The organism is uncultured Mucilaginibacter sp. (assembly GCF_913773635.1).
GTDB lineage: Bacteria > Bacteroidota > Bacteroidia > Sphingobacteriales > Sphingobacteriaceae > Mucilaginibacter.
On the sequence record NZ_CAJYGQ010000006.1, the window covers coordinates 162,507 to 175,295 of the forward strand.

General features: G+C 40.8%; 14 protein-coding genes. 9 read left to right on the forward strand and 5 right to left on the reverse strand.

All coding sequences use genetic code 11. The features are described 5' to 3' along the window. Positions 1 to 4: 4 nt before the first annotated feature. Positions 5 to 3,208 carry a TonB-dependent receptor gene (locus QZ407_RS06100; protein WP_295768718.1) on the reverse strand — a complete coding sequence of 1,068 codons (3,204 nt, stop codon included), beginning with the start codon at positions 3,206 to 3,208 and terminating at the stop codon, positions 5 to 7. A gap of 816 nt (positions 3,209 to 4,024) precedes the next feature. Between QZ407_RS06100 and cls the strand changes: the two genes are divergently transcribed. After that, positions 4,025 to 5,482 carry a cardiolipin synthase gene (gene cls, locus QZ407_RS06105; protein ID WP_295768721.1) on the forward strand — a complete coding sequence of 486 codons (1,458 nt, stop codon included), beginning with the start codon at positions 4,025 to 4,027 and terminating at the stop codon, positions 5,480 to 5,482. A 3-nt stretch (positions 5,483 to 5,485) separates the two neighbouring features. On the opposite strand, the gene QZ407_RS06110 is transcribed toward cls, so the two are convergent. Genes QZ407_RS06110 through QZ407_RS06120 form a run of 3 tightly spaced genes read right to left on the reverse strand, consistent with a single transcriptional unit; the run spans position 5,486 to position 7,137 of the window. Then, positions 5,486 to 6,076 carry a hypothetical protein gene (locus QZ407_RS06110; RefSeq protein ID WP_295768724.1) on the reverse strand — a complete coding sequence of 197 codons (591 nt, stop codon included), beginning with the start codon at positions 6,074 to 6,076 and terminating at the stop codon, positions 5,486 to 5,488. Beyond that, a complete protein-coding gene (locus QZ407_RS06115) occupies positions 6,063 to 6,560 on the reverse strand; it encodes an RNA polymerase sigma factor (RefSeq protein WP_295768727.1) in 498 nt (165 codons plus the stop codon). Before QZ407_RS06115 ends, QZ407_RS06110 begins: the two co-directional genes overlap by 14 nt. A gap of 52 nt (positions 6,561 to 6,612) precedes the next feature. Continuing rightward, the gene (locus tag QZ407_RS06120; protein WP_295768729.1) at positions 6,613 to 7,137 is read right to left on the reverse strand and encodes a hypothetical protein; all 525 of its coding nucleotides are present in this window, start codon (positions 7,135 to 7,137) and stop codon (positions 6,613 to 6,615) included. A 63-nt stretch (positions 7,138 to 7,200) separates the two neighbouring features. Between QZ407_RS06120 and QZ407_RS06125 the strand changes: the two genes are divergently transcribed. The 6 genes from QZ407_RS06125 to QZ407_RS06150 all read left to right on the forward strand — a co-directional run bounded on the left by QZ407_RS06125 (position 7,201) and on the right by QZ407_RS06150 (position 11,139). Then, complete coding sequence (locus QZ407_RS06125; protein WP_295768731.1) at positions 7,201 to 8,574, forward strand: dicarboxylate/amino acid:cation symporter; 1,374 nt, start codon at positions 7,201 to 7,203, stop codon at positions 8,572 to 8,574. A 65-nt stretch (positions 8,575 to 8,639) separates the two neighbouring features. Continuing rightward, complete coding sequence (locus QZ407_RS06130) at positions 8,640 to 9,134, forward strand: hypothetical protein (RefSeq protein WP_295768734.1); 495 nt, start codon at positions 8,640 to 8,642, stop codon at positions 9,132 to 9,134. Between the two features lie 119 nt (positions 9,135 to 9,253). Continuing rightward, positions 9,254 to 9,562 carry a 50S ribosomal protein L21 gene (gene rplU / locus QZ407_RS06135; protein ID WP_157541222.1) on the forward strand — a complete coding sequence of 103 codons (309 nt, stop codon included), beginning with the start codon at positions 9,254 to 9,256 and terminating at the stop codon, positions 9,560 to 9,562. Between the two features lie 51 nt (positions 9,563 to 9,613). Further along, entirely contained in the window at positions 9,614 to 10,033 is a 420-nt protein-coding gene (rpmA, locus tag QZ407_RS06140; protein WP_295768737.1) for a 50S ribosomal protein L27, read from the forward strand. Between the two features lie 68 nt (positions 10,034 to 10,101). Then, positions 10,102 to 10,662, forward strand: a complete 561-nt coding sequence (locus QZ407_RS06145; protein WP_295768739.1) for a Crp/Fnr family transcriptional regulator — start codon at positions 10,102 to 10,104, stop codon at positions 10,660 to 10,662. 87 nt (positions 10,663 to 10,749) lie between these two features. Further along, complete coding sequence (locus tag QZ407_RS06150; protein WP_295768741.1) at positions 10,750 to 11,139, forward strand: RidA family protein; 390 nt, start codon at positions 10,750 to 10,752, stop codon at positions 11,137 to 11,139. Positions 11,140 to 11,197: 58 nt separating this feature from the next. Here QZ407_RS06150 and QZ407_RS06155 read toward each other — a convergent pair whose 3' ends face one another. Next, a complete protein-coding gene (locus QZ407_RS06155) occupies positions 11,198 to 11,458 on the reverse strand; it encodes a hypothetical protein (protein ID WP_295768743.1) in 261 nt (86 codons plus the stop codon). 139 nt (positions 11,459 to 11,597) lie between these two features. On the opposite strand from QZ407_RS06155, the gene QZ407_RS06160 reads away from it, so the two are divergent. Further along, the gene (locus tag QZ407_RS06160) at positions 11,598 to 12,533 is read left to right on the forward strand and encodes an MBL fold metallo-hydrolase (protein WP_295768746.1); all 936 of its coding nucleotides are present in this window, start codon (positions 11,598 to 11,600) and stop codon (positions 12,531 to 12,533) included. 14 nt (positions 12,534 to 12,547) lie between these two features. Further along, positions 12,548 to 12,781: a DUF3820 family protein gene (locus QZ407_RS06165; RefSeq protein WP_295768748.1), complete on the forward strand. Its 234-nt coding sequence runs from the start codon at positions 12,548 to 12,550 to the stop codon at positions 12,779 to 12,781. Positions 12,782 to 12,789 lie beyond the last annotated feature (8 nt).

Below are 12,789 nucleotides of genomic sequence, written 5' to 3' on the forward strand. Positions count from 1 at the left end.
GGGATTAAAAGTTAACGTTAACACCAACGGTATAAGTTCGGGCCGAAGGGTAGGTGCCCCAGTCAATACCCACTGCACGCACGCCATCACCTGCCGAATTGCTGTTGGTATAAAGCTCAGGGTCGAGGCCGGTGTATTTAGTAAACGTCAGTAAGTTTTGCGCACTAACATACACACGTAATGATGACATTTTAAGCTTTGACATCATAGCGCTGCCGAAGTTGTAACCCAATTGTACGTTTTTCAAGCGCAGGTAAGATCCATCTTCAAGGAAACGTGTAGACGGGCGTTTGTTGTTGGTTGATGACGCCGATTCCCAGGTTAAACGAGGAAACTCGTTAGTACTGCCCGGACCGGTCCAGCTGCCGGTTGCCACACGTTCAGTTACATTAAATGCACGGTAAAAGCCCTCAATATCAGTGCGGGCCTGATTGTAAAGTTTGTTGCCGTGTGCTCCCTGAAAAAATAAGCTTAAATCAAAATTCTTGAAACTTACATTGCCCGTAAAGCCATAAGTAAGATTTGGGATTGGGCTACCTGCAAACACACGGTCACGCTCATCAATAACGTTATCGCCATTGGTATCTTTATACTTTACGTCGCCCGGTTTAATTCCTGCCCCCTGGTAAGCATGGGTAAAAATATCCAGTTCGTTTTGAAAAATCCCGTCCATTGGCAGCAAATAAAATGCACCAATGGCCTGGCCAACGTTGGTCAATGTTGCGTAGTATTCATTATCAACACGTCCGCCAACAATTGGTGACCCTGCCAACGAAATGACTTTGTTGTTCAGCGTAGCCAGATTGCCTGATAGATCTATTTTCCAATCTTTTGATAGTTGTTTTCGGTAAGACACCTCCAGTTCAAAACCTTTATTTTGAACTTTACCGGCATTTACAAACGGACTTGCACCAGAGCCGGCACTTGGTGGCAGCGGGTTTGAAAATAATATATCCGTATTGTTTCGGATGAAGTATTCAGCCGTAACTTGCAGATCGTTGTTGAGGAAAGCGGCATCAATACCAAAGTTGCTTTGTGTACTTCTTTCCCAGGTAATGTTGCTATTGCCGCGTGAGGTAAGTGAATTGCCTATTACTGATGTGCCGCCAAAAGGGTAAAAGCCAACCAGGGAGTTCAACGAAGTATAGGCGTAATTGCTTATTTCCTGGTTACCCGTTTGGCCAATGCCTGCACGTAATTTTAATAACGAAAGCCATTTAATATCTTTCATAAAACTCTCCTGATCTAAACGCCAGCCAACCGAACCGGAGTAGAAGTTACCATAACGATTGTTAGGGTTAAGACGTGAGGAGCCATCACGACGAACGGTAAAGCTGGCCAGGTATTTATCGGCAAAGCCATAATCAACACGGCCAAACAACGAGAATAATGCCCAGCGCGATTCATTTTCGCCGTTTTGCTGCACGCCTATACCATTGTCGAGGTATTGAAAGTCGGGGTCTTGGTTAGGAAATATTGATCTTGATGCCGATAAGCCGTTAGTACGGCTTTTGATGGCCTCGCTTCCGGCCAGTATAGTGAAGTTGTGTTTGGCAACGTCAAATTTATAGGTTAGGGTGTTGGTCCAGTTATAATCGAACTGGTTGGCGTTTGAACGTGCTAAACTACCGGGCGAATTAATAGCCCTGTCAGATCCCCAAATTTTAAAGAACTGCTTAAAGTCAGTAATTACAAGGTTGCCGCCGAATGAGGTACGTGCCTTTAAGCCTTTAATTATATTGGCTTCGGCAAAAACATTACCAATTAAACCATAAGCATTAAAATTGCGGTCAAAATTATCGGCATAGCCTACAGGGTTTAATCCATCGCCAAAAAAAGCAGGATTTTCGGGCAGGTCAACATAGTCGCCGTTAGCTTTGTAAACAGGTGTAGCAGGTGTACGGAATAAGGCATAACGCAGCACACTGGCTCCTTGGTTACCTGCGCCAAAACCATCACCCGATGTACCTACCTGTTTGGTTTTTGAGTATGATAAGTTGATGTTGGTTCCTACGGTAAATACTTTTGACAGGTTGCTGTTGATACCTGTGCGCAGGTTTAACCTGTCGTATGCGCTATTTTTGATAAGGCCATCCTGCTTAAAGTAATTTGCAGATACAATGTAGCTGCTATTTTCGCTGCCACCGTTTATAGACAGATTGGTGTTGTTGATAATGGCAGGTTTTAAAATCTCTTTTTGCCAGTTAACATCTGGCAGGCCTGATGTAAACGACGCCGGAATTTGCGCACGGCCATCGGCCTGAGCCGCTGCATTGTATGCCGATACGTATTGCTGCGTGTTAGCCATTTTTATTAAATCGCCGTGGGTTTGCACGCCGGTATACTGCTGTATACTGAAACGGGGCGGTCCCTGGCGACCTTTTTTTGTGGTAACCACAACTACACCATTAGATGCCCGGGCGCCGTAAATTGAAGCTGCAGATGCATCTTTAAGTACATTTATGCTTTCAATATCTGCCGGGGCAATTTGGTTTATTCCTGTGGTAGATGGAACACCATCAATTACATAAAGCGGATTGTTATTATTTATTGTACCAACACCGCGTATACGTACAGCAATACCTTCGCCGGGTGCACCTGTAGCTTGCGTAACGGCTACGCCGGCTGCCTTACCTTGCAATATCTGGTCAACACCGCCAACAGGGAGGTTTTCAATATCGGCAGAGGTAACTACAGAAACGGCTCCGGTAAGATCGCGTTTGTTTTGGGTTGAATAGCCATTGACAATTACCTGGTTAAGCGTACGATTTTGCGGCTGAAGGGTTATGTTAAGTGGATTTTGCCCCTTGGCACGTGCCGACTGGGTGTTGTAGCCGACGAAGGCAAATTGTAAGGTACTGTTTGGATTTGCATTAATGCTAAAGCGGCCGTCGGCACCGGTTGTAGCTCCGGCATTACCACCCGTTACACGCACGGCAACACCGGGCAGGGGCTGTCCTTTTTCATCTTTTACAATTCCGGAAATGGTTTGCTTTTTAGTAGTGTCTTGCCTGGTAGCAGCAGGACTGGATGATGGTGTGGGCGTTTGATTAGCTGGTGATACGGTTACTGGCGGGGGCTTTATAGTAGTGTCATTTGGTGGAGGCTTAGGCTTCGTTACCGTATCAGGTATTTGCTGTGCATAAGCACCTGCTATATTTAATACAAGTGTTGTGCACAAAAAAAGTTTAGTACTAAAAAACTTCATAGGTGTTAAGTTGATAGATTGAGTGCCATCTCCTATAAAGGTTATTTTGCTTAAAAGTTTTTACTTTTTTCAGAAAAATTAATTTTTGTTTGAATGTCAGTGTATTAAATTGTGTTTTTTTAATACGCGTCTTCACGCTATGTAGTAGAAACATAAATGCAGTTTAAAGTGCTGCAACGGGCTATTTTCTTTATAAACCCGTGATAGACTTTACAACAATGGCTTTTAAAGAAAATAAAATAAAAAAAATATTTTATTTGGAAGGATTTGCCATTTCACATAATGATGGCACTCGTTGGCAACGATAATTGCTGGTTACGAAGTGAGTTAATCACCAATAGCGACTTAATCATAACGAAAATGATAATAATTGTTCCGAAAAACTCGTTTTGATGACTGAACGGCGCATCATTTTTGAGGATTTCAAAAATTGTTAATAGCTCGTATGACTTTTCAAATACACTAAGGAATTAGTTGGTTCAAAATATTATTTTGTTATTAATCTATTTTGCACTCTAAATGCGAGTTATAGAGTGTTAAGCATTTGTTAAATTTTGTTTTCAATGCAACTTTATGCGTATTATCGCATCATATTATAAACGCAGTCCCCTAAATATACTAGTAAAATACTGCTTCACGTTCTTTGTTTGAGTTAATAATAATAGTTTCAAAAAGAGCACCGCCCTTGAAGCAGCGGTGTTTTTTTATAAGCAAGATACGTGCGTTTTGAAATATTGATTAAACATACTCGTTGTTATCCGGTTAGTGTTTAAGTTTGACGGCGTGGAGCGTAATCTCCCAAAGTTTAAATAAAACATGCATCCCAACTGGATAACTTTAACCGAAATACTTTACATATTAGGCGTAACTGCAGTTTGCATTCGTATAATTTATGACACGCGGTCGTCATCCAAAACTCTTGCTTATCTTCTGCTTACTATCGTACTACCCATAGTGGGAGCAATCATCTATTTTTCTGTTGGTTTGAACTATCGAAAGCGTAAGCTTTACGACAAAAAAATAGTAAAGGACGCGCAACTTCAACTCGAGATACAGGATAGGATTACCCTTGCGTTTGAGAAACGGCTTCAAAATGCATCACCCGAGTTAAAGCAATTTGAGAGGCTTGCCCAATTATCACTCACTCACAGCTGGAGCCCATTAACCGGTGGCAATAAGGTAAAATTGCTTATTAATGGCGAAGAGAAATTTAAAGAGGTTTTACATGCCTTAAAGCAGGCCAAACATCATATCCATATTGAATACTATATTTATGAAGACGGCGACATAGGGGAGCAAATAAAAGAAGTGCTCATAGAAAAAGCGCGTGAAGGAGTTGAGGTTCGTTTTATTTATGATGATTTTGGCAGCAGATCTATCCGTAGCAGCCTGGTTGATGAAATTAAGCAGGCAGGCGTGGAAGCTTATCCCTTTTACAGGATATTGTTTCTAGCACTTGCAAACCGCCTGAATTACCGTAACCATCGTAAAATAATTGTTATAGATGGGCATACCGCTTTTACCGGTGGTATAAATGTAAGTGACAGGTATATTAATCCACCGGAACATACCGATAAATTATACTGGCGCGACACTCATTTACGAATAGATGGTCCGGGTTCGTACTTTTTGCAGTATTTGTTTATTGGCGACTGGAATTTTTGTTCGGGTAAATATCTGGAGCCAAATCCCGGTTATTTTAATCTTAACGCTGAAGGCGATAATGATGTAACGGTGCAGGTGGTTGGCAGCGGTCCTGACTCAGAGTTTTCTACCATATTGCTTTCTTTGCTGAGTGCCATAAGCCAGGCAAAAAGTAAAATATGCATTACCACGCCTTATTTTATACCCGGCGATAGCCTGATTGATGCATTAACCATGGCGGTACTTAGTGGCGTTGAAGTGACGTTGCTGGTGCCTCAACGCTCAGATAGTTTGTTTGTTGATTATGCCGCCAAGTCTTATTATGACGACCTATTGGACGCCGGTGTTAAAATTTATCAGTATACTAAAGGATTTATACACGCTAAAACCATGGTGGTTGATGGCAAGCTTTGTATTGTGGGTACAGCAAATATGGATTACCGCAGCTTTGACCTAAACTTTGAAGTAAATACTATAATTTACGACGAAACCACTGCCAGGCAACTGGAAGACGTATTTAAAGCCGACCTTAAAAACTCGGTACAAATTGACGCAGCTGTATGGGAGCAACGGCCATGGTATAAGCATTTGCCTGAGAGGCTAGCAAGATTGTTATCGCCGTTGTTATAGCATTTACTCAAACTGGCCTTCTAAGCGTTCCAAGCGTTCAATTAAATAACTTACCCGTTTCTGCTCTCGCTTTATAAATTTATCCTTTAAGTAAAATGTGGTAAACAAAATTGTAGCACCACAAAAGGTGTAATATAACACTTTGAAAAACAAAGGCTTATTTGCAAATACCTCAACCGTGTACAATGATACGCCTACACATATCATTAAAGCAAAAGCGTAGTAAAAGCGTCCGTTAAGGTAAGCGCGCCGTTGCTGATATTCTTTCAAGCTGTTTAAATAAGCCGCTGGATTGAGCGTTACATCATGCCGGGTTATAGTACGGTAATCGCCAACTTGCAGCACCAGGTATGAAATCATACCAAACAACATTACAAAAAGGCCTATGTAACTTAACCTGTTTTCAAAAATAGCGAACAACGTTAGTCCGCCCGTAAAAATGATGGCAACGGATATGGCAATAATTCCATAAAGTACGCCAATGCCCAGTTTATTAACTCCACGTTTAACCTGTTTCAGCACATCATCTACCGAAAGCCTGGGTTGCTTTGGTTGTTCTTGCCAAACCGATAGCAGGTGTTCAAAGTCTTTCATATTGATTATATAAATCGGTTAGCTTCTGTTTAATACGATGAATTTTAACTCTTAAATTGCCCTCAGATATACCTGAGATATCTGCAATTTCGGGGTAAGGCAGTTCATCAAGCACCATTGTAATAATAATTCTTTCTGATTCTTCAAGCTTGGCTATACACTTGTACAGCAAGGCAACCTGTTCATTTTTTTCTGATAATTCTTCCCTGTGAGTTTCGGCAAATTGTGGAGTGAGCTCTTCCTTAGCTTGTCGTTTTTCTGAACGCAGGTAAGTTAAACAGGTATTTACGGCAATGCGGTAAATCCACGTTGAAATCATGGCCGTGTTACGAAACTTATCAAGGTTTTGCCAAACCTTTACAAAAGTCTCTTGTAGTAGGTCATGCGCCGCATCCTCGTCGCCGGTATAACCGTAGCACAAGCGGAATATCTTTTTTGAATTTGACTCGAATATCTGCCTGAAAGCAGCATCTTTATCTGCCACTGATTAGTTGATTTTTAGTTTATATGTGTTAGAGAGTCGAAAATAGCAATTGTTACAGATAATCCTGCTTATTAATCCAGGCATATTGTGCATCAGCTTGTGATGCCGTATTTTCAAGTTCTGTTTTATAATCGTATTGCAAATCCTCGTGAAGGCCGCCTATTAATTTTGCTGTCTTTTCAAGCTGGCGGTGTAATAGCAATTTTAAGGGCTTATATGAAATTTTCTTATCTACCTTGTTTATGTATTGTTTACAAAAGTGCAGCAGTAGTTCTATTTCGGCAGGTTTTGATACCATAAATTTTGCATGCTTGGTAATAAGCCGTAAAACTTTGCGCATACCTTTTGCCTGGTAAAAATAATGGCTGTTCATTTGAGCAAAAAGTTCATCCATCTCTTCTTTCACACCTTCAACGTATGCCGACTCATTGTGCGCTTCAAAAAGTAAGAATGATAATAGTTCCTTATTTTCTTTCTTGTATTTGGTGAGCCTTAAGCATAAATCGGTCAGCTGACTGCTGTTTAAATGCTGCAGTTCTTTTTTTATGGATTGTAAATTATAAGTGATGATACCCATGGTAACACTTTAAATTTTAGCAAAATATTAAATTATCGTAGTTTTATCCCTTCAAATTGTTTCATGAAGCAGAGCAAACTTACCCTTTTTATTTTTTTAGCGCTTGTTTTGGGCGTTGTTACCGGTTATTTATACAATGTTAATGTTATTAATGAGTATAATGACAAGATAATTGCCTCCGAAACCCGTATCAAAGCTATTGACACAAGAGTTGTGCAGCTTAAAGATACCACCGTTGCTGAATTTGGTACGCTTAAAGCCGAACGTGCAACCATGGTTAAAGAGCGTAAGGATGCCGATACAACCCGCGAAGATAAATTAGTTGGCTTCAGCATACTAAGCGACATCTTTTTAAGATTGATTAAAATGATTGTAGCGCCATTGGTGTTTACAACGTTAGTAGTAGGCGTAGCTAAAGTGGGCGACATTGGTGCCGTGGGCCGTATAGGCGGTAAGACCATGTTATGGTTTTTAAGTGCCACGCTGGTATCGTTGCTTTTGGGTATGTTGCTGGTTAATTTCTTCCGTCCGGGCGAAACCATGCACCTGTCATTGCCAGATAGTCATTTAAGTACAGGAATACAAAAAACAGCTTTATCACTGCGCGATTTTATAAGCCATGTTGTACCAAAAAGCTTTGTTGAAGCCATGGCCAATAATGAAATATTGCAAATTGTTGTTTTTGCCTTGTTTTTTGGCGTGGCTACCGGTGCAATAGGTGAAAAAGGAGAGATAGTTGTTAAAGCTATGGACGCCATAGCTCATGTAATTTTAAAAATTACCGGTTATGTAATGTACGTAGCTCCGTTGGCCGTTTTTGGTGCAATTACAGCTGTAATAGCGCGCCAGGGTTTAGGCATATTATCAACCTATGCCATTTTTATAGGTGAGTTTTATTTTTCGCTTATAGTGCTGTGGCTAGTAATTTTACTGGCAGGTATTGTAGTATTGGGTAAACGTGCGCTCACCTTACTTAATCGTATCAAAGACGCTATGCTGGTTGCATTCAGTACATCAACAAGTGAAGCAGCTTACCCGCGCATTTTGATGGAATTGGAACGCTTTGGTTGCAACAATAAAATTGTAAGCTTTGTACTTCCGCTGGGGTATTCTTTTAATCTCGATGGCTCGATGATGTACATGACCTTTGCGTCCTTGTTTTTGGCTCAATCATACGGTATTCATTTAGCCTTTGGCCAGCAGTTATCCATGCTATTGGTATTAATGTTAACCAGTAAGGGTATTGCCGGTGTTCCGCGTGCTTCATTGGTAGTAATTGCAGGCACTATAGCAATGTTTAACATACCCGAAGCCGGACTGGCTTTGCTTATAGGTATTGATCCGCTGTTGGATATGGGCCGTTCGGCTACTAACGTTTTAGGAAACGCTATGGCTACGGCGGTGGTAAGCAAATGGGAGGGAGAGCTTAAGAATTAATTTCGGATTCAGATGTCGCATCCGCTTTATACCTTTGCACCCCGAAAACTCACTTAATACATTCCATGACAGATAAAACAAGAAAAATATTCTTTGGCATCACTATAGTTGTTCCCATTCTTTTATACTGTGGTTACTACTATGGTATGATGGTTAAAAATGCACCGTATAGGTTTACAGATTTTCAATACTTCAGGTTAGAGTACGGCTTAAATGACAGCCTTGTTAACAAGTACAACTCTAAAACAGGTAACTACCAGTATGAAACTACAGGAGGGCATATTAAACAGCTTAATATGAAACTGAGCAAAGATAATTTGCTTTACCTGCACCGAAAAGCTGCAGACTTAGGTTTCTGGAATTTTCCCGAACAGGAAAAAGGTGACAGTAAAAAGCCGGCACCAAAGTATTTGATTGAATTTGTTTATAAAGAGAAAAGCAAGAAAGTATACTTTGATCAGAACTATGATGGCGACCCATCATTGAAAGATGCCAACATGCGCCTTATCAAAGAAATCCAGAAAGTACTTGACGAAAGAGAAGAGAGTTTAGTCAAATAAATATGCCCTTAAGAAAGCTGTTTATTGCACAAAAATATATTTAAATGATGCATTGCTACTTCATGTAAGAATGCTTATATTTGCACCTCAAAATTTTAAACAATTAATTATTAACAACAATGTACGCAATAGTAGATATAGCCGGACAGCAATTTAAAGTTGCAAAAGACCAGCAGATCTTTGTACACCGCTTACAGGGAGATGAAGGCGCTAGTATTGAATTTGACAAAGTATTGTTAGCAGAAAACGAAGGTAAATTTTCCTTAGGCAGCGCTTTAAGTGGTGCTAAAGTTTCAGCTACGATCCTGTCTCATGTAAAAGGTGAAAAAGTTTTAGTATTCAAAAAGAAACGCAGAAAAGGTTACAAAAAGAAAAACGGTCACCGTCAGCAATTCACTAAAATTGCCATCACTGGTATCACATTATAATTGAAGGTTTAACTTGGTGCGGTTTATGCCGTACTGATAAAATATTATAAAATGGCTCATAAAAAAGGTGCGGGTAGTTCCAAAAACGGCCGCGAATCGCATAGTAAACGTCTAGGTATCAAAATTTTTGGTGGTCAGCCAGCTATCGCAGGTAACATCATCGTTCGTCAGCGTGGTACCCGTCATAACCCAGGTTTGAATGTAGGTATCGGTCGTGACCATACTTTATTTGCTTTGATTGACGGTCAGGTTGTTTTCAAAAAGAAAGCTGATAACCGTTCATACGTTTCAGTTTTACCTTACGAAACTGCTGATGTTGCCGTTGCTGTTGCTCCTGTTGTAAACGTAGCTGCAGAAACTGAAGTAGTTCCTGCTAACGGTAAAGCAAAAAAAGCTCCTAAAGCCCAAGTTGAAGAAGAGGCTCCTAAAGCTGAAACTGCAACTGAAGGTGAAGAAGTTGTTGCTGAGTAATCAGTATTAAATAAATAAACAAAAGGCTTACATCAACCGATGTAAGCCTTTTGTTGTTATACGCCATTATGTACGCAGCACTAAGGCAACATATTGAAAAGGTAGTTGCACTCACTGATGAGGAGTTTGACTTTGTTTCCGCACAGTTTGTGATCAAAAAATTCAGCAGGCGACAATATCTCTTTCAGGAAGATGAGCCAGTGCACTACACCTACTTTGTAGTAAAAGGACTGCTTAAATTAACTTTAAATGACGAGACAGGTAATGAGCATATACTTGCATTTGCCATGGAAGACTGGTGGGAAAGTGACTTTCAGGCGTTTTACCGGCAAAGCAAAGCAACAATGGCCTTGCAATGTTTGGAAAATACCGAGGTGCTTTGCCTGTCGCTTGCGGGATATAACAATTTATGCAGTAAGTTGCCAGCCATGGTATACTTCTTTTTAGTTAAGGCAAACGGTGGTCACGTATCAGCTCAGCAGCGCATTCTATCGCTTTTAAAGGGAAATGCAACCCAGCGCTACGAAGAATTTGTTAAACGGTATCCATCCTTAGTTCAACGTGTGCCAAAGCGTTTACTTGCTTCTTACCTTGGCGTATCACGAGAAACTTTAAGTAGATTATACTAATTAGATTATGATTGACTTCAAAATTGTGATATAAGTCACCGTTTTAAGTTTTACTTGCTGCTCACCTTTGTATAAAACTTAATACAAATGGAAAAGAGAATAATAAATCCGTGGACCTGGCAAAACGAGCGTAATTACGTACAGGCCGTTGAGGTTAGCAATGTGCAAAGCACCTTATACGTATCAGGTCAAACCGCCATAAGTGCCGATGGTGTTTCAAGCGATGCCGATATGGAAACGCAGCTTAAGCTGGCTTTAAAAAATCTGGAGCAGGTTATAACCGAAGCGGGATTTGAGTGTGGCAACATTGTGCGCCTTAACATTTATACCACAGCTACACATGAACTTTGGCCGCACTTTCCAATTTTTCAGGAATGGATTGTAAAGCACGGTATACAGCAAGCTTTAACATTATTAGAAGTGAAAAGTTTGTTTGAAACCTTAAAGGTGGAGTTGGAAGCAACGGTTGTAAAGTAACCGACTTAAATAATTAAGGCTACCAATCATTAATTGATCTGCTAGCCTTAATTATTTATTATTCTTGTATAGGCGACTGCGCTGAGTTGGCAAAGCCTATCTGCTCGGCTAGTTCGTCAACCCATCCGCTAAAATACGGGTCAGTACCACCAATTCGTTCCCAGTTTCCATCCTCGTTACGCGCAATTATGAGGTGAAGACTATCATCCAATGATTTAAATTCATAAGCCTGAACGCCGGCATCACCTGCTATTAAATCAACAACGCCTTCTATCTTACTGTCTGATCCGGTTAAAACAGCATCAAATTGATGTTCCATATATTATTTGTTAAAGTATCATTAGTTTTCATACATAATAGCTTTGTTGATTGAATTGTTTGGAGGCTTGCTTACTACTTTTAGTTAGTTTAAAAAACTAATAGTTACAAATAGGCGTTATAATTGCTCAAGCACTATTATGATTTTTAAAAAGAGCGCAGATTATTTTCAGGTAGCCCAGGGAGTTTGGGGTACACGTATATTATTTGTTAATGTTTATTTTATAGCTAATCGTCGCGGATTTCCTAAAGGATGGGTGTTGGTAGATGCGGGTATACAGGGTTCCGCATCACACATAATATCAGTAGCTGAGAGTATTTTTGGTACCGGTGCCAAGCCATCGGCAATCATCCTTACTCACGCACATTCAGATCATACCGGCGCGCTGGAGGAATTGCTTAAGCAATGGGATGTTCCGGTGTATGCACATGAATATGAGGTTCCGTATATTACAGGCAAGTCATCTTATCCGCCATCCGATCCTACAGTAGGTGAGGGTATTATGTCAATTATGTCATTACTTTTCAGGAAAAAGCCGCTTGATATAAGCAGGAATGTAAGGATTATTGATATGGAGAACGGCGTAGCCGAACTGCCCGAATGGCGTATAATTCATACACCGGGCCATACGCCAGGGCACATATCATTGTTTTTGCCGTTAAACACGACGTTGATAGTCGGCGATGCCTTTGTAGCTACCAAGCAGGAATCGGCTATATACAGCATCAGTAATATCAAAAGAATATCAGGTCCGCCAAGGTACATGACAACTGACTGGGTTGCTGCAGAAGCGTCGGTTAAAATTTTATCATCAATGGAACCCCGTATTGCGGGTACCGGGCATGGCCCTGTTTTACGTGGTCGTGAGCTGCAGGAAGGGTTGCGAAACCTGGCCGAAAACTTTGTTGAGTTAGCTGTTCCGGCTGGAGGGCGTTATGCCGAAACACCTGCTGAAGCCGATGAGACGGGTACATATTACATTCCTCCGTTCCGATCAACAACCAAATTTAAGGCTGTTGCCGGTCTTGCGGGTGCGTTAGCAGGCTTTGCTATTATAAAAGCATTTGTAAAATAGCTTAACTTTGCCGGGTGGAGCCCATACAACCCGACTACAGAGTTTTAATAGATATTGTTAAGATGCCAATGCCATTTGGCAAGTATAAAGGCACTTTGCTGTGCGATTTACCGGTAAGTTACCTGGAGTGGATGCACAGCAAAGGCATGCCTGCCGGCAAGTTGGGGATGATGCTGTCAACCGTTTACGAAATTAAGATCAATGGCCTTACGCCATTGCTGCAAAAAGTTAAATCAAAGGTTGGTTAAACTGGCAA